The organism is Streptomyces sp. NPDC048696, from assembly GCF_043198895.1.
GTDB lineage: Bacteria > Actinomycetota > Actinomycetes > Streptomycetales > Streptomycetaceae > Streptomyces.
This window is the reverse complement of record NZ_JBICVJ010000024.1, coordinates 12,228-31,470: the sequence shown is the minus strand read 5'-3', so window position 1 is coordinate 31,470 and position 19,243 is coordinate 12,228. Positions and strand designations below refer to the sequence as shown.

The window sequence follows — 19,243 nt, the reverse complement described above, 5'->3', positions numbered from 1 at the left end:
CGGGCGTACCTGATATGACACATCGTCAGCTCCCCGTCGGACGCGCCAGGGACGCCGCCGTGCGCACCAGGACGCACACGTCCTGCCAGGGCGACCAGTGGTCGATGTAGTAGTTGTCGTAGCGCGCTCGGTCCTCGATCGAGGTGTCGCCGCGCAGCCCCTGCACCTGGGCGAGCCCGGTGATCCCGACCGGCATCCGGTGGCGTGCCAGATAGCCGCGGTGCGCCTGCCCGAACTGGGCCACGAAGTAGGGCCGTTCCGGGCGCGGCCCCACCAGGCTCATGTCGCCGCGCACCACGTTCCACAGGTTCAGCAGCTCGTCCAGCGAGGTCAGCCGCATGATCCGGCCGGTCCGGCTCATCCGCTCGTCGTCCGCGACGCTCCAGCGGGTGGCCGCCTCGTGCGCGTCGGCGGGCCGCAGGGTGCGGAACTTGAGAAGCGTGAAGGTGTGCCCGTCGCGCCCCACGCGCTCCTGGCGGAACACCACCCCCGGCCCGTCGCTCCACCGCAGCAGCGCCGCGCACACCAGCAGCACCGGAGCCGCCAGGAGCAACGCCGTCACGGCGACGGCCAGGTCCAGCAGCCGCTTCACCACGAACCCGGGCCGGGCCACGTCCGTCATCTGCACCCGCCGCACCGGGAACGCCGCGAGCTCCCCGCCCCGCCCGCCCGCCGCGACCACGGGGGCGCGGGTGTCCACGTACCACAGGGTGCAGCCCCAGGCGCCGAGCTGGCTCAGCAGGACCGAGTGGTCGGCGGCGTCGGCGTCGGTGAACAGGACGTCCCGGACGCTGTTCTGGATGATCGCGCGCTGCACCTCCTCGATGGTCCGCAGCACCGGCACCCCGGCGCCGTCCGGCGGCTGCGCGGTCACCGGCACCACCACCCCGACCGGCCGGATCCCGCCCAGCGGACGCCGGGCGAGCGCCGCCGTCACCCGCAGCGCCGCCCCGGGCGGGCCCACCACCAGCGCGGAGCGCGGCGCGCGCGCCGCCCGGCGCCGCCGCACCCCGTACACCGCAGCCCGCCCGCAGCAACTCGCCCCGAGCTGGGCCGCGCACGCCCCGGCCAGCGCCCCGGACCCGAGCGCCAGGTCCGGCCGCAGCGCGGCGAGCACGGCCGCGAGCACGCACCAGGCGACGGCCGCCCGGAAGGCCAGCGCGGGCACCTCGTCGAGGACCCCGCCCGCCACGATCGAATGCGGCCGGTACAGCCCGGCGTACGCGTGGAGCGCGAGCACCCCCGCCACGAGAGCGGCGGCGGCCGGCCCCGGCACGGCGGCCGCCGCCACCCCCGCGAGCGCCGCCGCGCCGTCCGCCGCCACGAGAAGCACGTCCGTACGCGGGCGGGGCGCGCGCCGGAGCGGGAGCGGTGGCGGGGTCTGCTGTCCGGGTGCGCCGCGCGGCGTCGCCACCACCGACACGGCCCCCGCCGCACCCCCGCCGCCCCGGCGCGGACCCGCCGGGGAAGGAACGCTCCCTGGAGGGGGAACGGTGTTGTCCGCAGTCACTGGTGGATGGCTTCCCTGTACTCGGAGCGCCGCGCGCCGGCCACTTCGCGGTACACGTCCGCGATCGTTCCCGCCGTCTGCCGCACATCGTGGGTGGTGGACACGTGCTGATGGCCCTGGTGGCCCAGGGCGTCACGCAGCGGCGCGTCACGGAGCAGAGCGCCGACGGCCCGGGCCAGCGCCTGCGGACTGTCCGGCGGGACGAGGCAGAACGGCGCGTGCCCGGGCGGCAGGCTCTGGGACGAACCGCCCACATCTGTAACGACGACGGGTTTCTGGCAGGCCATCGCCTCCAGCGGCGCCAGCGCCATGCCCTCCCACCGCGAGGGCAGGACGACGACGTCGGCGGCCCGGTACCAGGCGGTGACGTCCTCGACGGCCCCGGCGAACACCACCGAGCCGGGCGCGGCCGCCCGCAGCGCCTGCTCGTCGGGCCCGTCGCCCACCAGCACGAGCCGCGCCCCGGGCAGCTCGCTCCCCAACTCCCGCCAGGCGTCCAGGAGTACGTCCTGCCCCTTCTGCCGGCAGAGCCTGCCCACGCACACCACCAGCGGCGCGTTCGGCGCGATATGCGCGAGCGCGGGCAGGGCGGCGCGCGGGTCCTCGCCGTCGCGCCGGGGCCGGTACCGCTCCAGGTCGACACCGTTGGGAACCACCGACCAGCGCGCGCGTACCCCCGCGCGCTCCCCGGTGCGCCGTTCACCCTCGCTGACGCAGACCACCCGTGCGGTCCAGCGCACCGCCACCCGCTCCCACAGCCGCGAGGCCAGCGCGACCGCGCCGGTGACCGCCTCGAACGACCAGGCGTGCGGCTGGAACACGGTCGGCACGCGCCCGCGCACGGCGACGCGCGCCGCGACGCCCGCCTTCGCGCTGTGCGCGTGCACCACATCGGGTCCCAGCCGCCGCACCAGCCGCCCCGCCCGCACGCTCTCGCCCACCAGAGAGGGCCCCGGAGCGCGGGTCGCCTCCCATACGTACGTATCCGCCCCGAGCCGGGCGAGCTCCGCGCCGAGCCGCCCCGCGCGCGGGCACGCCACGGACACCCGCATCCCGTCCAGCAGCTGATGCCGCACCAGATCGACCACGACCCGGGCGACCCCGCCGTCGACGGGCTGCACGAGATGCAGGACGTGCAGGGGTTCGGCCTCCCGTTCGGTCCCTGTTTCGGCTGCTGGAAATTGCGGCTGCACGCGCTCACTTCCGCTCATGTGAAGGTATTCGTATAAGCGGGCCGCCGAACGGGTGTACTTTCACCGGCTCGGTCATGGAATTCCGCATTGCTGAGCCGGATGGCCGAAGCGCCCGGACAGACCCTGTTTCGAGTGGTCAACGGGCGGGGGGCAACTGTAGCCGTATTCACCGCGAGGGCCCGCTAGGAATGGGTTTTCGGAGTGTCCCATCGGGTGATCATCCGTATCCATTCGTAAACAGGCTCGTTGAGGAAGTGCCTCATCGTCGACCTGAAAGGAAAAAGTGATGAAGCGCATTGCCAAGTCCATGGCGATGGCCGGTACGAGCGCGGCCGTCGTCGTCCTCGGCGCCGGCGTCGCGGCGGCCGGCGGCCACGGTGGCGCGCACGCCGACGGAGTCGCGACGCACTCCCCGGGCGTGCTCTCCGGCAACGTCATCCAGGTGCCGATCCACGTGCCCGTCAACGTCTGCGGCAACACCGTCAACGTGATCGGTGTGCTCAACCCCGCGTTCGGCAACCGCTGCACCAACGACTGACCCCGTCAGTCGACGTGAGTTCACCCCGCCAGGAGTGAGTTCACCCAGTCAGGCCACAACCACGGGCCTTGACCTGCGTTGATCGATAGACCGGGCGACGACGCCCGGTCACAGCCCCACATTCAAGAGGAGCGCTTCTTCATGTCGCGTACCGCCAAGGCCCTCGCTCTTTCCGCCGCTGCCGCAGCGGCCGTCGCCGCCGGTGCCGGCGCCGCCGCCGCCGACGCCAACGCGGGGGGCGAGGCGAGCCACTCCCCGGGCGTCCTGTCCGGCAACCTGATCCAGATCCCGGTCCACGTGCCCGTCAACGTCTGCGGCAACACCGTGAACCTCGTCGGGCTGCTGAACCCGGCGTTCGGCAACACCTGCGTCAACAACTGACGTCTCACCACGTCTGACGTCTCACCACGTCACGGTTGTACCGAGGCCGCTCTTCCCCACCGGGGAGGGCGGCTTCGTGCGTGTACGGACGGTCGGCCATCCGGGGGACGGGGCCGACGGGCCGCCCACGAACGGCCGCACGCCCCGTCAGTTCACGCTCATGGGTTCGCCCAGCTCAGAGAGGTGAGGATCTGTCAGTTGATCACACGGTGTGATCATCCGGTTGCAGGTGGGTCATGGCGCACACAAGGTGAGGGACATCCGTTCCCTCACGAAGGAGACACCCTTCCATGCGTGGTCGCGCCTCCCGTCGAATCACCGCAACCGCCGTCACCGCCTCGATGGCCTTCTGCGTCGCCGGTGCCGCAGGCACCGCGATGGCCGCCGAACAGCCCAAGCCACGCCCGGTGGTGGTCCCGGCCGAGGCACCGGTACCGGGCGCCGACGCGCTCCTCGCCCAGATCAAGGCGCTGGGCGACATCGGGGCAGTGCTCACCCCGGTGACCGACCTGGTCACCGCGGCCCTCAAAGCGGACGACGGCAAGGTCCCCGCAGCGGACCTGGACAAGCTCACCGCCGCCGTCAAGGCCGCGATCGCCAAGCTGACCGCCGCGGTCCCGGCCACCCCGGCCACCCCGGCCACCCCGGCGGCGCCGCTGCCTGTACCACAGCCCCCGCTGCCCGGACTTCCGCTGCCCAAGGCGGCGCTGCACGGCGCGCCCGCGGCCGCGGCCAAGGCGCCGGCGGCGGACCTCAAGGGCGACGCCCTGGCCGCCCTGCAGAAAGCCGTGGACCAGCTGGTCAAGGACCTCACCGCCGCCAACGCCACGGCGCTCGTGGGAGACGCCACCGCGGTGGTCACCGCCCTGGTCGGCTTCGTCATGGCCACGGTGCTGGGCAGCGGCCTGCCCCTCCCCAACCTCCCGGGCCTGCCCGCACTCCCCAAGCTCCCGGTCTCGGGGCTGCCCGTTCCGCTCCCGCTGTCCAGCCTCCCGAATTCCTCCTGAGCGCCGCACCCTCGTACGACCCCCGCACAAACGGAAAGCGCCGGTCCCCGTGGACCGGCGCTTTGTGCTGTACAGATGCCTTCCAGCTGATACGAGGAACGCCTTCATACGAGTATCGGCGCGGCCCACTTCATACGAGTGGTCCGGCAACAATTTCCCGATTACTGGGTTTCCCCCGGGCGGACAGGTCGTTACCCAGGAAGAAGCAGTGCGAAAACCCTTAATGGCGCGACATAAGTCGCCACAGGAAGGAAATGATGATGAAGTCGACGAAGCCGATGCACGCGATGAAGGCCGCCGCGATCGTTGCCGGTTCCCTGGCGGTCGCGGGCGCCGCGTCCCCGGCCTTCGCGAGCGGCGGCTTCGACACCGCGGGCATGGCTCCGACCAGCCTCAACGGCGGCCTGGAGACGTTGGCCAGCCGCACGCTCGCCGACCCCACGCCCACGATCGTCCAGACCCAGGCCCTCGACCCGACCAAGAGCGACTCCCTCTTCCACACGGTCGCCCAGGCCACGGGCGGCCTGAACAAGACGAACGGCATCGCCCCGGCAGGCCTGCTGGGCGGCCTTCCGGTCGGCCACTGACAAATAGGTGAGGAATTTCCGGATCTGCACAATTCGCAAAGCGAATGAATCCGGAATGTCTGAGCGCACGAAATACCTGAGCGGGCACCCCCAGGGGCGCGGGGAACTGCGCGACCGGCCCATGACGGCCCGCAGTGACCGCAGTCAAAAGAACCACCGGCAATCCCGATTCGCCCTAACGGGTGGCGATTGGTCCGCATCGCGAACCAATGTCGCTAGAGTCCCGCCATGACCACAGCCCCCCGCACCGTACGCCCGTCCAGGAACGCCCGGTTGGGCACCCTCGCCCTGCTCGCGTGGAGCGGCCCGCACCCCGAAGAGGGCCGTGACGTGGCCTTCCTCCTGGCGTACTCGCTGGGTGACGGCGAAGGCGGCCCCGAGGGCGCCGAGGCCGCCGCCCGGGAGCTGCTCGACGAGCTCGGTATGCCCGCCGGAACCGTCCATGACCCGGACCACGGGGCGACGCTGCCCATCACCCTCCTTCTGGAGGGCGGCCAGGCGGTCCTGACGATGCCTCACTTCAACGTCCAGTGCGCCACCCCGCCTCAGTGGATGGAGGCCGCGCAGGCCCAGGGCGGCGCCAACTTCATCTTCGCCACCCGCCCGTGGCCCGAGGCGGTCCCGGGCAGGCCGCTCACCGAGGCGCAGCTGCAGGCGTTCGCGGGTGACGCGGACACGCTGACGACGGCGGCCCACTGCGTGCTCCCGGCCCGCCGCCTGCGGAGGTAGGACACGTACGTACGCATGAGAACGGCGTGTGCCGGAGACGGGAAAGTCTCCGGCACACGCCGTTCTCGGATACCGACCGGTGGGGTGGGACTCAGAGGATGCCCAGCACCAGGCCCAGCAGACCCAGGTGCCCACGGTGATCCCGGTCGTCCCGGTCGTGGCGACCGTGTTCCCGGTCGTCGCGGTCATCCCGGTCGTAGCGACCGTGATCCCGGTGGTCGTCCTTGCACTTGTCTCCGTACCCGCACTGATGGGCCGCCGATGCCGGGGTACGGGCCGTGGGCGCCGCCTGGGCGGCGCCGGCGACCGGAAGGATCGCCACGGCGGACAGGGCGGCGGCTACAGCTATGTGACGAAGCGTCATTTTCGGTGTCTCCTGATGTGGTGAACACGGACACCTAGGACGCTAATCCGACAAATCACACCTGTCGCGCTGAGCGAGCAAGCGATTACTGCACGCGAGTGTCGACGGCTGTCGACCCGTCAGGATTCGATCCCGTCAGGATTCGACCCATCAGAAGTCGGCCCGTCAACAATCGACCCGTCAGGTACGGAGCTGACATGACGACCCTCGTTGCATCGAGGGCGGCACATCAAGACCAGGGCGCAGAGACCAAGGCCCCGGAAGCGCGTAGGCCTCCGGGACCCCAGCAGGCGTTCATTCTCCTCTGCCCTATCCGCAACAACGATCCACGGCGCGGAACGTCACGGTCGTCCGCCGGATCGGACGGCAAGTGATCGGGCAAGTGATCACTTGAGGCGGAACGGTTTCAGGACGGCCTCGTTGTGCCCGATACGTACGGCTGGAACCCCTCACTGAACGACCAGCCGCTGGTCACTGACCGACCAGCCCCGGGGACAGAACGGAGACCCTGTGTGATCAGCGAAGACCCGGCGGACCGCCGCCGGCCGCGTTCCGGACTGCGACGCCTCGGCGCCGCATGGCCCGGCCGCCCCCGGTGGACCGCCCCCGCGTCCACTCGCCGAGGAGTCCTGCGGGGCCTGTTCACCCTGTCGGTCGTCACCTTCACCGGCGGCACCCTCGCGCGCATCACGGCCGCCCCCCGCGCCGAGGCGGACCCCGGCGCTCCGACGACCGCCCCGACGGATCCGACCAGCACGTGGCTCGGCCAGGCCTTCGACGCCTCGGCGCGACCGGGCCCGCCGGCCTCCTTCGACGAGACATACCGGGGCCGCCGCATCCAGGGCCGCATCGTCCCCACGGACGTAAGCGTCGAGGCGCACCCGGCCGGTCAGGCGGCGCTGCCGACCGGCGCACTGGCACCGGCGGCCGCGAAACCGCACCTGAACGCGAACCCGGCGTCAGGCGCGCCGAACCAGGCCCCGGGCACCGGGCAGCACGGCCCCGCCGGCGCCTCCCACGCAGGTCCGGGACCCGGCTTCGAAGCCCTCATCGACGGCCGCCGTCTGCACCTCATGCGCCGGGCGGACGGCACGTATCTCAGCGCCGTCGACCACTACACGTCGTATCCGACACCGCTGGAGGCCGTGCGCGCGGCGGTCGACGAACTGGGCCGCGCCCGCCTGGCCGCCACCCCGCTGCACGGCACGTGACGCACCGACAGCACCCCCCAGACCCACAGCACCCACCGCACCAACGAAACCCGACGCTCCACGGCATGTGACGCCCACCGCCCCCGACAGGCGAGGTGAGACAACCCGCATGGTGTACATCCGAAAGAACCAGAAGAACCTCACGAAGGCCGAGAAGAGGGCCTTCGTCAACGCCGTCCTGGAGCTCAAACGACGCGGTACATACGACGAGTTCGTCCGTACGCACATCGAGTACTTCGTCGGGGACGGCGACGAGGGACTCCGCGTCGCCCACATGGCACCCTCCTTCCTCCCCTGGCACCGCCGGTTCCTGCTCGACTTCGAACGCGAGCTGCGCAAGATCAACCCGCGTGTCACCGTCCCGTACTGGGACTGGACCAGGGACAACACCCCGGCGTCGTCCCTGTGGGGCGAGGACTTCATGGGTGGCAACGGGCGCCGCGAGGACCTTCAGGTGATGACCGGGCCCTTCGCGTACGGGCACGGCCACTGGCGTATCGAAGGCGTCACCGAGGACCCGTTCCTCACCCGCGACCTCGGCCGCCAGATGGCCCGCCGCCAGGACCCGCTCGACCTGCCGCCACGCGACGACCTCAACCGGGCCCTGCGTGACGCCGTCTACGACGTCGCCCCCTGGGACTCCACCAGCAGCACCGGCTTCCGCAACAAGATGGAGGGCTGGGCCGACGGCACCGGCGTCGACAAGCTCCGCACCCACAACCGGGTGCACCGCTGGATCGGCGGCACGATGATCGGCGGCGGCGCCGTGAACGACCCCGTCTTCTGGCTGCACCACGCCTTCGTCGACCTCATCTGGTCCCGCTGGCAGACCCGCCACCCCAAATCGGGCTACCGCCCCACCCAACCACCCCCGTCCGGCGATCCCCAGAACGGCCGTGTGGCCGCCCTCCACGACCGCATGCCGCCGTGGAACACGACTCCAGCAGCGCTGCTGGACCACTCCAAGATCTACAAATACGCGGACTGACACGTACGCACCGCCATCTACATACTCAGAGGCGCACTCAGACATACGTACGGCCTCCCGGAAAAGTTCCGGGAGGCCGTACGCGTGCGGCCGGTCGGATGACCGGGCGCTGACGGGCGGTCAGTGCCCGTAGCCGCCGCCGTGGCCGCTGTTGTTCTCGCAGTGGTTGCCGAACGCCGGGTTCAGGGCGCCGATCACGTTCACGGTGAGGCCGCAGACGTTGACGGGCACGTGGATCGGCACCTGGATGACGTTGCCGGAGGCCACACCGGGGGAGTGCGACGCTTCGCCGTGCGCCCCCGCGTCGGCCACGGCCATGCCGGCACCGCTCAGGGCCACCGCGCCCGTTGAGGCGAGGACGGCGACGGTCTTCGCGATACGAGACATCAAGTTCTCCTTGTTTGTTCCAACGCTTCGGGGCTGACGGCTTCGGGGCTGACGACGGCCATCGGCCACCGCGAAGCCGCAGTTGCCATGGCTAAACGCGCCCGGCGTAAAGAAGTAACGGAGGTTTACTGCGTCTCGCCGAGGCACAGGGGGACGACCGCGACCTCGACTGCACCTCGGCTGCGGCATCGGCCTCGGCCTCGGTCACGACCTCGCGCTACGGCGTCTGCTGATGCCGGGCCGCGCGCCGGGTCAGCGCGAACGCCGCCCCGCCGGTGATCAGGAGGGTGCCGCTGGCCGCGCCGAGGACGAGCGGGAGCAGCTCGCTGCCGGAGCCGCCGGTGTGCGCCAGCTCCGGGGGCTTGCCCGGGTGCGGCGGCGTCGTGCTGCCGGGAGGAGGCGTCGTCTCCTCGGGAGGGGTCGTCGTCTCCTCGGGAGGGGTCGTCGTCTCCTCGGGAGGGGTCGGCGTCTCCTCGGGAGGCGTGGTCCAGCCGCCGGGCGTGGAGGGCGTCGGCTTCGGCGGGTGAGTGGGTGTGCAGGGGGGCTTGGTGTGGGTCGGGGTGGGCGTGGGGGTGTGGGACGGGCGGGGGTGCGAGGTCTCGTTCCCGTACCCGTTCTCCTCGCCGTTACCGTGCTCGTTCCCGTACTCGTGGCCGTTCCCGTGCTCGTGGTCGCGTCCCTGCTCGTGGTCGCGGCCGTGTTCATGGTCGCGGCCGTACTCGTGCCCGTGCCCGTAGCTCCCGCCGCCGCCGTTTCCGCCGTAGCTGTTGCCGCCGCCCTGGTGCTCGTCCCCGTACCCGTCGTGATCACCACGGCCGTCGATGCGGCCTTCGGTGCGGCCTTCGCGGCCGTCGGAGGCGGAGTCGGCATGGCCACCGGGCCCGGAGTACGGACCGTCCTGCCCGCCCGCCCGCCCACCGGACTGCGTACTCGACTGCGCACCGTCCTGCGAACCGTTCTGCGTACCGGAGTCCGCCCCGGCGCCCGTCCGCTGCCCGGCGACCGGCGCGGCCGCCGCCCCCGGCGGCGCGGCGGCGGACCGGTCGCCGCCCGGGTCATGGCCGACCGCGGCGGCGCTGTAGGCGGTGCCCAGCGTGGTGACGAGGCCGGCCACCAGGGCAGCCCGCGCGACAGAACCAGAGATGTTGTGCATGCCGAACTAACCCTTCGACAGAATGCGAGGAGAAAGGACCAAACGACCAGCTGAACCAGTCGGACCGTTATTGAACGGACCAGATGCTGATACGAATACTCCGGGCATCCGGGGAAACGCCGTATCCGCGCGCGTGTCCGCACCGGACGGCGCGTGCAGCAACCCGTCTAGCGCAAATCGGATGATCTGTTCGGCGGTAGGAATGTGGGACTGCAGGAGTGCAGGAGTGCAGGACTACGCCCTCGCCCGGGCGGGCTCGAAGGAAATACGCTGGGCCCGTACGCGATTGTCGAAGTTGGAGTGCCCGAGGTCGGGCCTTCCCACGGTACGCAGGGCGAGCGGCCGGTTCAGCAGCTCCCGCAGCAGGGATTTGATCTCCACCCGGGCCAGATGGGCCCCGAGGCAATAGTGCGGCCCACCGCCCCCGTACCCCAGATGCGGATTGGGCCGCCGGGTGATGTCGAAGGACTCGGGATCGGCGAAGACGGCCTCGTCGCGGTTGGCGGAGGCATACAGAAGCATGACCCGGTCACCGCTCGCCAGCGCATGCCCGCCGCCCAGAACATGAGGGCCGATCACATTCCGCCGGAACTGGATGATGGGTGTGGAGAACCGTACGATCTCGTCCACGGCCCCGTCGGCGTACCGCTCGAAATCACCGGCCAGCAGTTCCCGCTGTTCGGGGTGGTCGGTGAGCAGGACGAGCGCATGGGCGATGGCATTGCGTGTGGTCTCGACGCCGGCGACCATGAGCAGCGAGAAGAACGACCCCAACTGCCGTGTGCTGAGCGCCTGTCCGTCGACGTCCGCGCACACGAGCGCGGAAATCAGATCCCCGGTGGGCCGCCGCCGCCGCTCGCGCCCGAGGGCGGCGACGGTGAGTTGCATACGGCCGAGCGCTCGAAGTCCTCGCCCGGGGACGCGAATGCGGGAGCGGAGCGTACGGGCGATTCCGGCGTTCTCGGACGCCCGGTCGACCTGCCGGGCGATCTCGATCCGCCCCTGCTCGGGCACGCCCAGCATGTCGCAGATGACCCCGAAGGCCATGCGCGAGGCGACCGCGGAGACGAATTCGTCGGCCCGGGAGGCCATCACGTCGTCGACGATACGGGCGGCGAGCCGGCCGATGTCCGCCTCGGCGTCGGCGAGCACCCGGGGGGTGAAAGCCCGCGAGACGATCCGCCGCAACTGCGCGTGCCGCGGCCCGTCCAGATTGACCATGGAGTCCCCGAAAACCGCTCGCACCCAGCGGGGCGGCTCGGGCGCGGTGACACCGGGGGCGCTGGCGAATACCTCGGGCAGCCGACTCGCCTCCACCACATCGGCGTGCCGCACCAGCGCGTAGAACCCGCGCTCGGGTCCGCGCCAGGACGCCCGCCGCTCGACGAAATAGGCGGGCCGCTCCAACTGCCGCAGCCGTGCGAAGGCTTCAAGACGCCGTTCCCGCGAAAGCGTCCAGAAGGCGGGATCCGCGAGATCGATCTCTGCACCGCGCACGAGCACACCCATCCGCCATTACAGTTGTAACTGTCACAACTGTAGTAACTGTCACATAAAAGGCTCGAAAAAAGAAGAATCCGGTCCCGGGGACACACCCGGGACCGGAGAGAAAGAGAGAGCGCGACGATCAGCGGGGATCAACTGAGCAGTTCGTGCCCGGCCTTGGCGGCGTCGGTGCCCGCCCGGACCGCTTCCCCGACGGCCTTCACCCGCTTGTTCAGGTTGTGCCCGACAATCTGCTCGGCCACCGGCTTGGCCTGCTCCCCGGCAACCGTCGCCGTGTGCGCGGCGCTACTGATGGTCCGACCGAGGTCAAGCGCCTGAGCAGAAGGAGCCATAGCGGCCACCAGTGCCGACCCTGCCACCGCAGTACTGAGAACTCGACATACATTCATGCCCGTATCAACGCCAAAACCCCGACGAGGGCACGCCCCGGCCTTTCCGGCCCGTAGTCGTATGAATTCCCCGGGACTTGAGTGACCCAAGGGAATCCCATAGGAAAATCGCCCACTGGATTAACAGTATTAACGGTGGGAGCGGCGTGAAGGCTGTGATCGCTGTGATCCCTCCGTTTCTGCGCCCAACGCCCCCGCGACCAGCCCCCGAACGGCCTCGCGGGGTACGGCTCCGCCGCTCACCAGGCGGTCGAAGACGAGGCCGTCCACGCAGGCGAGCAGGGTGAGGGTGCGGCTTTCGACGTCGGCCGCGGCGGCCTCGGGGGTGTGCGCGGCCAGGAACCTCGTCACCGCGTCGCGCGCCGCGTTGTCGCGCGGTACGAGGATCTCCCTCAGCTCCGGATCGCGCGCGCTCTCGACGGCGCAGGCGTAACGGGCCAGCGAGCGGCGCCGGCCGTCGCCGGTGAGACGCCGCTGGACGAGCGCGGCGATGGCGTCCGTCAGCTCGTCGGCGTCGCGCGGCTCGGGGGAGTCCTGCCCCGCCAACTGGAGTTCGGCCTGGTCGAGTTCGACGAGGCGGCGTACGAGCGCGGTGAGCAGGGCGGCCCGCGTGCGGAAGTACGCGGAGGTGGTGCCGGGGGGCAGGTCCGCCGCCCGGTCCACGGCACGGTGGGTGAGGCCCCGCATGCCTTCGTCGGCGAGGACGCCGATGGCGGCGTCGGCGAGGGCGGTGCGTCGGTCGGTGGTCACGCCCTCTTTCTACACCCGGTTTCTACATCCGTAGAAGCGGCGTAGTACGGTCGTTCCGTCGTCGCCTTCTACAGATGTAGAGGGCGGACGGTCTGATGACATCGGCGAAAGGGGCCCGGACATGGGCAACAGTGCGGTGGTGGTCGGCGGGGGCATCGGCGGGCTTGCGGCCGCGATCGGGCTGCGGCGGATCGGCTGGGAGGTGACGGTCGTCGAACGCGCACCGGTCCTCGCCGACGTCGGCGCGGGCATCTCGCTGCACGCCAACGGCTTGCGCGCGCTGGACGCCCTGGGCGTCGGCGAGCCCGTACGCGAGGCGGCACGCGCCCAGTACACCGGCGGCACCCGCACCCCCGCCGGCCGCTGGCTGGCCCGTATGGACGGCGCCGCACTCGAACGCGCCCTGGGCACCCCGATCGTCGGCATCCCCCGCGCCACCCTCCACCGAATACTGCGCGCGGCCCTGCCGCAGGAGTCACTGCTGCTGGGAGCCGAGGTGACGTCGGTGGACGTCTCGGACCGGGCGCGGCCGCGAGTGACGTACGCGGAGGCGGGCGCGGACGGGGGCACGGGCGGCGACGGGGGCGGGACCACAGACAGAAGCTCAGAAAGCGGTGCTCCAGAACGAACCACCCTCGAAGCCGACCTGCTGATCGCCGCCGACGGCCTGGGCAGCCGGATCCGCTCCCGGCTCTTCCCCGCCCACCCCGGCCCCGCCTACAGCGGCTCGACGGTCCTGCGCGCCATCACCGAGCACCCGGTGGGCCTGCGCACCGACTTCGAGCTGACGTGGGGGAGGGGCACGGAGTTCGGCCACATCGCGTTCGCGGACGGCCGGGCGGAGTGGCACGCGGTGCTCAACGCGCCCGCCCGTACGCGCTACCCGGACCCGCTGGCTGAGCTGCGCCACAGGTTCGCCGGATGGCACGACCCGGTCCCCGCGCTGCTGGCGGCGACACGGCCCGAGGCGGTGCTGCACCACGACGTCAACGAGTTGCGCACGCCCCTGCCCTCGTACGCCGTCGGCCGTGTCGCCCTCCTCGGCGACGCCGCCCACGCCATGACGCCCAACCTCGGTCAGGGGGCCTGCCAGGCGCTGGAGGACGCGGTCACGCTGGCCGCCGCGCTCGCCGACGCGCACGGCCCGACGGCCGTGGAGTCCGCGCTCGTACGCTACGACGCCGAGCGCCGCCCCCGCAGCCAGGCCGTCTCCCTGGCCGCCCGCCGGGCCGGCCGAATGGGCCAGCAGCTCACCCACCCCCTGGCGGTCCGGCTGCGCAACACGGCCCTGCGCCTGACGCCGTCCGGCGCGGCCCTGCGCATGATCCTGCGCCACGCGGACTGGACCCCGCCGAGGCTGGGGTGAAGCCGGGTTAGCGGGCGGGGTCCGGACGGTTAGCGACTTGTTAGACCGGCCTGTCACCCTGATACCGCGAAGGGGGCGCGCCCGCAGGGGCCAGGGGAGTCCGTCGTGCTCACAACTGACGACTCACCCGGCACCCTGCCCGTTCCCCCTTGCCGCTCCTCGATCGAGACCACGGTTTCCCGGCCGGCGCCGGCCGGGAAACCATCAGGCGGAAGCCGGCCCAGGGCTGACCTGACCGGCGGGCGACGCGCGTCGGCTCACTATCCGCTGCGTGCTTGTGCGCAACCGGCCGTACCCGAACAGGAGAGTCGTCGCAGGCCGTGGCGGTCCGTCAGGAGTGCCCGCGGGATGGGGCGAATGGCATATTCGGTGCAGGCTCCCCGAGTTGTCGGTGGGCGCGGGTAGAGTGCGCCCCGCTCATACGGAGTAGGTCGTTCCGTACCTCCGCAGCCTGTGAAACATCGACAAACAATCCTAAAAGGGATCCGCTCGGGTGTGCTTCGAGTCACCCTTTCGTGCGTGACGTGCATCACAATTCGCAGGAGGAATGCGCGTCAAGCTGGGCTCTTGCCCGATTTCGAGTGTCCAACTGCGCAGACCGACATCTGGCTAGCTGGTGCAGAAGCACTGCAATACAAGGCAAGATGGGGGCATCGTCGCGGGGGAGTGTGATCGCCATCACATTGACGGCGTTCAGCTTGCGTACGCGACGGTAACCCGCATGCGGATAGAGGGAAGGGCCCCACCCGTCGCCCGTGAAGCTCAAGGTGAAGCCCTCCTCGCATACCGTCTGCAGCGCTGCCCCGACCGGTCAGGTCGGGGCTTTGCGCGTCAGAAGGGCCAGTTGTCCCGCACGATCTTGTAGAGCGTGTAGACCGGTCCCATCCAGCGAGCCGTTCGGTACGGCTGTTCCCGCTTGCTGCAGCAACGGCAGTGCCCCGCTGGCTTGTTGTTCTTCTCGGCCATCGGGATCGACCACCCCATTTCCTGGGGCCTGCGGATTTCACAGGCCCGTTCGGCAGGTCCACACCTTCGTGGACCCCCCGTGGACACGAGGGCGCTTGGACCCCTGGGGTGATTGATGAGGGGCAGCGTACCCGGGTGGCGCGGTGTTCGCCTCGACGCCAACTGCCCGTCCCCGTACGGTGCATGGGGCACTCCGTGCCATGGCTGGGGGTGCATGCGGCACCGAGGCGCATCGGCACGGTGTGATAAGCCCCCTAGCTGCGGCGGGGGTTGACGGTGCATCTGGAACGCGGTGTCAGTTCCCGCGTGCTGAGTCGCGTAAATCACACAACGGGCGGCTTCCCGGTGTGAACCTCACGCCTCCTCTTTTCGTACGCGTACCACCGGTACGCCGGATAGGGATGAACCGCACTGGCCCCGGCCGTCTCATTGCACCCGGCGTTGCGGATGTGAACGCCGGACGCCGAGTCCGGGCTGGAGCGGAGAACGGGAGGCGTGGTCACGGTCGCGGGCGGAGTGCCCGATGTGTGCTGTGTGTCATCGCCTCGGTGGGGACCTCGTACATCTGCTTGGGCACTGGCGCAGGCTCGCGCCTTGGGAGCTGGTGAGAGCTCTCGATGTCAGCCAGGGCACCTCTCATGCGGTAACCGCATATCTGATACGGTTATGGCATGGGACTGGAGGAGTCGCTGAGGCTGACGGTGGCCGCGTTGATGCAGGTGACCGGTGAGTCGCAGACGGATGTCGCGGCGGCGCTGGGGCTCTCGCAGACGCAGGTGTCACGGCGTCAGTCGGGGGCGACGGCCTGGAGTCTGCGGGATTGTGACGTACTGGCCGAGCACTACGGTATCGGCGCGCTCGACGTACTCGCCGGGCCGACCCGGGCGTGCGAGGCGCTGCCGGTCGCACGCCGTATCGCCACCACGCATGCGGGTGGTTCGAAGAACGGGGCCGGGGCGTGAGCGACTTCGACGCGATCGACTCGCTGCTCGCCGAGGTCGGCCCCGAAGCCGAACTGCCCGAGCCCGCCGAACGGGTCCGGCTGCGCGAGCAGGCCCGGCTGTCCAAGACCCAGGTCGCCCGCGCCCTCGGCGTGAGCCCCAGTACGGTCACCGGCTGGGAGACCGGCCGCGAGCCGTCGGGCGAGGTGCGCACCCGGTACGCGTACCTCCTGGACGGCTTGCGCGCCAAGCTCGACGCGACGGCCGAGCCGACCACCACCGGCACTGAAGAGCCGGACGCATCACTGGCGGAGGCCGCCGAACCCACAGATGTCCCCGAGGCCGACGATCTGGACGACGACGTCGAAGTCCTCGCCACAGCCGAACCCTGCGTCCTGTGCGGCCACCCCGCCCGCACCCGCGTGGCCGGGTTCGCCCAGCACCTCGACCCGGCCGACTGCCACACGGCGCAAGCGGCGCCCGCCGCCGCACCTCAAAAACCGGCACCAGCACCGGAGCCGACGGCGCCCGCGGCCCGCCCCCGACCGTCGCAGTCCCCGAAACCCCCCACCCGCCGTGCCTTCCAGGACCAGCCCGACGCGACACACCTGATCACCCAGGCCGTCCAGGCGGCCCTCGCCGAGCACAAGGGGGACATCGAGGCGGCCACGGCCGCGCTGCTGCGGCGGGCGATCCCGGACGCCATGCGGTTGCTCGACGACACGCGCAAGGGCGCCCGTTACGACATCATCGCGCACCCCTGGATCCCCGACATCCTGCGCAAGCAGACCGCGAAGGGCGCCGACCAGATCTGGGAGGCGCGCCCCAAGTGGACCCGCCACGAGCTGCCCAGTGGCCGCCACGAGGTGACCGCGCTCGACATCAACGGCGCCTATCTGTCCGCGCTCAAGACCCACCTCCCGCTCGGCCAGCTGGAGCACTCGGCGGGCTTCGACCACGACCGCCGCCGGGCCGGCGTGCACCTGATCACCCCGCCGGCGTGGGAGCACGAGGCGGTCCTGCCGAACCCGATCGGCAACCGCGACGAGCCCGGTCCCCTCTGGGTCACCGAGCCGACCCTGCGTCTCCTGCTGCGCCTGTCCGGCCCCAAGTACGGCCTGTGCGACCCGCCCGAGATCCATGAGTCGTACACCTCCGGCGCCACGGAGAACCTCCTGGAGAAGTTCCGTATCGCCCTCAAGGACGCCCGCGACACGGCGCTGGCCGACGGGGACGAGGTGACACTGGAGTACGTGAAGGCGATGTACTCCAAGTTCGTCTCCACGATGGGCGAGTCGAACTACAACCGCGAGCTGTACCGTCCGGACTGGATGCACATCATCCGCTCCCAGGCCTTCGCCAACCTCTGGATGAAGGCGTACAAGGCGCACGACGAGGGCCTGACCGTCGTACGGGCGATGGGCACCGACGAGCTCCACGTCATCGGCGACTGGCGCCAGGTGTTCGCGGAGGGCCGCGGCGTGAGTGAGGTCAAGCTGAAGGACGTGTACGACGTGGGCCGGGCGGCGGACGACGCAGCGGCGGACGACGTGAACGACGAGGAGGGCTGAAATGCCGGAGCGCACCCACGAGTTCGGCCTCTACGGCGCCCGCGGCTACAAGGGCAGCGAGCTCGTCTTCCGCGTCCTCGACGACCTCGCGGGCGGCATCGCGACCCCCGTCACCGCCAGGCGCGGCCTGCTCGCCCGCCTCCACTATCTGACGCGTACCCCGCACGCCCGCCAGGCCGCCCGCGAGGCGGGCCTCACGGTCACCGAACGCACCCTCAAGGCGTGGCTCGACGAGAAGCGCCGGCCCACCCCCGCGAACCTGGACCGCGTCGAGGCGGCGTACTGGACGGTCCGCCGCCAGAACGTCGCCCGCCACCTCCTCAAACGTCTCAACTCCCGGGGCGGCACCCGCGTCGAGCTGCACCCCCTCAACCAGTCCCAGGTCGACCGCCCGCGCCAGCGGATCGTCGAATACCGCACGATCAACGTACGCCGCTGGGACCGCATCGTTCAGTGCTGGTCGACCGGCGACACCCAGGGCCTGGACGACGAGTGGACCACCGTCATCGAGGACCTGGGCTCGAACTGGGGCCAGTACGAGTACGTGACGAACGTGGGCTTCGCGGCCTGAGCGCTCCTGTAGGGGCTCGGATTTCGCCGCACGATCTCACGCTTGGCCAGGGGGCTTTCCGGCCGGACGCGAGTGCGTCGGCGACGTGGCCGACGCAGCCGGGCTCACCGCGCCAGGTGTCGCTCCAGCGCGGTGAGGAACGCGTCCGGGTTCTCCAGGTGGCAGGCGTGGTCGCCGGGAAGTTCGAGAACCCGGGTGTCGGGCAGCCGTTCGTCGAGGACGGCGACGACCCGCTTGAGCCAGTCGGTGGTCGCGGAGCCGTGGACCAGGAGGACAGGGCACCGGATGCCGGCGAGTTCGGTGACGTCGCGGTCGGGCCGGTCGGCCTGCTCCGAGCTCCAGGACAGGGCCATCCGGTGCGGGACCCAGCGCGGCCAGGCGGGGTGGTCGCGGGCCTGGTCCTTGGACGGCGCGAGTCCGGCGAGTTCGAGGAACTCGGCCAGGTCGTCCTCGCTCACGTCCCGTCCGGCCAGTCCATGCAGGAACTGGTTCAATCGGGCGACCTCGGGGGTGGACTCACCGAGGGCGTCGAGGATCCAGTACGCCGCGGGCTCCACGAGCGTCAGTGTCCTCACCCGCTCCGGATGGGCCAGGGCGAACTCGATGAGGGCCCGCCCGCCACCGGACCACCCCGCGAAGTCGGCCGTCCCGACCCCGAGGGCGTCCAGCGTCATGAGCAGCGACTCACGCTCGATCGCCGCGGTGTACCCGGCGTCCCCGCGCTCGCCGGCCGAGCCGAGCTCGTTGTGGATCGGCTGCACCCTGACGGTCCTGCGCCTCGCCGACAGGGCCTCCGCGAGCGGCGTCCACGACACCCATCCGGTGAGCCCGCCGGGCACCAGGACGACCGGCGGCCCCTCGCCCTTCACCTCGTTGACCAGGACCCTCGGCTTCATCGTCCACCTCTGACGGGCTGACAGCAGATCCCCTCAAGGTAATCGCGATCCCGATGTCGCGCAGAGCGGTGGCGTATCTGTGACACGAGGGCCGGGGGCCCGGGACCTGGCTCAGGGCAGGGTCCAGAGGGGCCGCGCTACCTTGCCCGTGGGGGCGATGGGTGCGGGCAGAGAGCGACGGGCCGGGCCCGCGCCGCCCGAAGGCTCACCCGCGGCACGGTGGGCACCGTCCTCGTCCG

20 protein-coding genes are annotated in these 19,243 nt (G+C 70.9%); 11 read left to right on the top strand and 9 right to left on the bottom strand.

All coding sequences use genetic code 11. The annotated features are described in order from the left end of the window. Nucleotides 1–25: 25 nt before the first annotated feature. Entirely contained in the window at nucleotides 26–1,510 is a 1,485-nt protein-coding gene (locus tag ACGFRG_RS33475; protein ID WP_393270107.1) for an exopolysaccharide biosynthesis polyprenyl glycosylphosphotransferase, read from the bottom strand. Continuing rightward, a complete protein-coding gene (locus ACGFRG_RS33470; RefSeq protein WP_393270104.1) occupies nucleotides 1,507–2,721 on the bottom strand; it encodes a glycosyltransferase in 1,215 nt (404 codons plus the stop codon). The genes ACGFRG_RS33475 and ACGFRG_RS33470 overlap by 4 nt, the downstream gene beginning before the upstream one ends. Before the next feature lie 268 nt (nucleotides 2,722–2,989). Between ACGFRG_RS33470 and ACGFRG_RS33465 the strand changes: the two genes are divergently transcribed. From ACGFRG_RS33465 to ACGFRG_RS33445, 5 genes are all read left to right on the top strand, one after another. Beyond that, complete coding sequence (locus ACGFRG_RS33465) at nucleotides 2,990–3,241, top strand: chaplin (protein ID WP_393270101.1); 252 nt, start codon at nucleotides 2,990–2,992, stop codon at nucleotides 3,239–3,241. Nucleotides 3,242–3,382: 141 nt separating this feature from the next. After that, nucleotides 3,383–3,622 carry a chaplin gene (locus ACGFRG_RS33460; RefSeq protein WP_393270099.1) on the top strand — a complete coding sequence of 80 codons (240 nt, stop codon included), beginning with the start codon at nucleotides 3,383–3,385 and terminating at the stop codon, nucleotides 3,620–3,622. 290 nt (nucleotides 3,623–3,912) lie between these two features. Continuing rightward, a complete protein-coding gene (locus tag ACGFRG_RS33455; protein ID WP_393270096.1) occupies nucleotides 3,913–4,629 on the top strand; it encodes a hypothetical protein in 717 nt (238 codons plus the stop codon). A gap of 260 nt (nucleotides 4,630–4,889) precedes the next feature. Beyond that, nucleotides 4,890–5,216: a hypothetical protein gene (locus ACGFRG_RS33450; protein ID WP_361428493.1), complete on the top strand. Its 327-nt coding sequence runs from the start codon at nucleotides 4,890–4,892 to the stop codon at nucleotides 5,214–5,216. Nucleotides 5,217–5,444: 228 nt separating this feature from the next. Next, complete coding sequence (locus tag ACGFRG_RS33445) at nucleotides 5,445–5,945, top strand: DUF5949 family protein (RefSeq protein ID WP_393270091.1); 501 nt, start codon at nucleotides 5,445–5,447, stop codon at nucleotides 5,943–5,945. 91 nt (nucleotides 5,946–6,036) lie between these two features. Here the strand turns inward: ACGFRG_RS33445 and ACGFRG_RS33440 are convergent, their stop codons facing one another. Next, nucleotides 6,037–6,309 (bottom strand): hypothetical protein, encoded by a 273-nt coding sequence (locus tag ACGFRG_RS33440; RefSeq protein WP_393270088.1) that lies wholly within the window; start codon nucleotides 6,307–6,309, stop codon nucleotides 6,037–6,039. A 512-nt stretch (nucleotides 6,310–6,821) separates the two neighbouring features. Between ACGFRG_RS33440 and ACGFRG_RS33435 the strand changes: the two genes are divergently transcribed. Next, nucleotides 6,822–7,520 (top strand): tyrosinase family oxidase copper chaperone, encoded by a 699-nt coding sequence (locus ACGFRG_RS33435; protein ID WP_393270085.1) that lies wholly within the window; start codon nucleotides 6,822–6,824, stop codon nucleotides 7,518–7,520. 109 nt (nucleotides 7,521–7,629) lie between these two features. Then, the gene (locus tag ACGFRG_RS33430) at nucleotides 7,630–8,508 is read left to right on the top strand and encodes a tyrosinase family protein (protein ID WP_361428501.1); all 879 of its coding nucleotides are present in this window, start codon (nucleotides 7,630–7,632) and stop codon (nucleotides 8,506–8,508) included. Between the two features lie 120 nt (nucleotides 8,509–8,628). Here ACGFRG_RS33430 and ACGFRG_RS33425 read toward each other — a convergent pair whose 3' ends face one another. The 5 genes from ACGFRG_RS33425 to ACGFRG_RS33405 form a co-directional block, all read right to left on the bottom strand. Then, nucleotides 8,629–8,895, bottom strand: coding sequence for a chaplin (locus ACGFRG_RS33425; protein WP_361428503.1), 267 nt, complete (start codon nucleotides 8,893–8,895; stop codon nucleotides 8,629–8,631). Between the two features lie 217 nt (nucleotides 8,896–9,112). After that, entirely contained in the window at nucleotides 9,113–10,048 is a 936-nt protein-coding gene (locus ACGFRG_RS33420) for a hypothetical protein (protein ID WP_393270081.1), read from the bottom strand. A gap of 234 nt (nucleotides 10,049–10,282) precedes the next feature. Next, a complete protein-coding gene (locus ACGFRG_RS33415) occupies nucleotides 10,283–11,557 on the bottom strand; it encodes a cytochrome P450 (RefSeq protein ID WP_361428507.1) in 1,275 nt (424 codons plus the stop codon). 128 nt (nucleotides 11,558–11,685) lie between these two features. Continuing rightward, nucleotides 11,686–11,886 carry a hypothetical protein gene (locus ACGFRG_RS33410; protein WP_361428509.1) on the bottom strand — a complete coding sequence of 67 codons (201 nt, stop codon included), beginning with the start codon at nucleotides 11,884–11,886 and terminating at the stop codon, nucleotides 11,686–11,688. A 186-nt stretch (nucleotides 11,887–12,072) separates the two neighbouring features. Then, on the bottom strand, nucleotides 12,073–12,693 hold the full coding sequence (locus ACGFRG_RS33405) for a TetR/AcrR family transcriptional regulator (RefSeq protein ID WP_393270077.1): 621 nt from the start codon (nucleotides 12,691–12,693) through the stop codon (nucleotides 12,073–12,075). A 121-nt stretch (nucleotides 12,694–12,814) separates the two neighbouring features. On the opposite strand from ACGFRG_RS33405, the gene ACGFRG_RS33400 reads away from it, so the two are divergent. The 4 genes from ACGFRG_RS33400 (at nucleotide 12,815) to ACGFRG_RS33385 (ending at nucleotide 18,108) form a co-directional block, all read left to right on the top strand. Next, nucleotides 12,815–14,059 (top strand): FAD-dependent monooxygenase, encoded by a 1,245-nt coding sequence (locus tag ACGFRG_RS33400; protein ID WP_393270074.1) that lies wholly within the window; start codon nucleotides 12,815–12,817, stop codon nucleotides 14,057–14,059. A 1,637-nt stretch (nucleotides 14,060–15,696) separates the two neighbouring features. Continuing rightward, nucleotides 15,697–15,987, top strand: coding sequence for a helix-turn-helix transcriptional regulator (locus tag ACGFRG_RS33395; protein ID WP_361428533.1), 291 nt, complete (start codon nucleotides 15,697–15,699; stop codon nucleotides 15,985–15,987). Continuing rightward, entirely contained in the window at nucleotides 15,984–17,537 is a 1,554-nt protein-coding gene (locus ACGFRG_RS33390; protein ID WP_393270071.1) for a helix-turn-helix domain-containing protein, read from the top strand. The genes ACGFRG_RS33395 and ACGFRG_RS33390 overlap by 4 nt, the downstream gene beginning before the upstream one ends. A gap of 1 nt (nucleotide 17,538) precedes the next feature. Next, on the top strand, nucleotides 17,539–18,108 hold the full coding sequence (locus tag ACGFRG_RS33385; protein WP_393270068.1) for a transcriptional regulator: 570 nt from the start codon (nucleotides 17,539–17,541) through the stop codon (nucleotides 18,106–18,108). Between the two features lie 104 nt (nucleotides 18,109–18,212). Here the strand turns inward: ACGFRG_RS33385 and ACGFRG_RS33380 are convergent, their stop codons facing one another. Continuing rightward, on the bottom strand, nucleotides 18,213–19,004 hold the full coding sequence (locus tag ACGFRG_RS33380) for an alpha/beta fold hydrolase (protein WP_393270065.1): 792 nt from the start codon (nucleotides 19,002–19,004) through the stop codon (nucleotides 18,213–18,215). Nucleotides 19,005–19,243 lie beyond the last annotated feature (239 nt).